General features: G+C 53.0%; 1 protein-coding gene. It reads right to left on the bottom strand.

What is annotated here, in order from left to right:
• Positions 1 to 114: 114 nt before the first annotated feature.
• Positions 115 to 362: ABC transporter permease subunit (locus tag HBA93_RS19355; protein WP_353619409.1), on the bottom strand; the 248-nt coding region annotated here is incomplete at its 5' end.

Below are 362 nucleotides of genomic sequence, written 5' to 3'. Positions count from 1 at the left end.
ACTCAGCAGGCCAGCCAGAACCGTGATAACAACCGTCCACCAGGCGCCTTGCAACAGCAACGGCATATAGGGGATGAGGACTGAGAAATCCAAACCTTCCATCTGTCTCCCCCTTTAAGCGATGACAAAACGCCGGTCGAGCCAACGCAGTACAATGGTGACAGTGATAATGATGACCATGTAGAAGAATGCAGCCACTGTGAAGATTTCAAACGGCTTGTAGGTCGCACTGATATAGCGCTGTGCCGTATAGGTCAGGTCGATTACCGAGATAGCCGAGACCAGCGCCGAGCCTTTGATCAGAGCCACGATATTGACACCTAACGGGCGGATCATCAGACGCGCGGCCTGCGGCAGAATAA

It is taken from the genome of Ochrobactrum sp. SFR4 (assembly GCF_019730395.1).
In the GTDB taxonomy this organism is placed as follows: domain Bacteria; phylum Pseudomonadota; class Alphaproteobacteria; order Rhizobiales; family Rhizobiaceae; genus Pseudochrobactrum.
The sequence above is the reverse complement of the archived record's forward strand: the minus strand, read 5'-3'. Positions and strand labels throughout refer to the sequence as shown.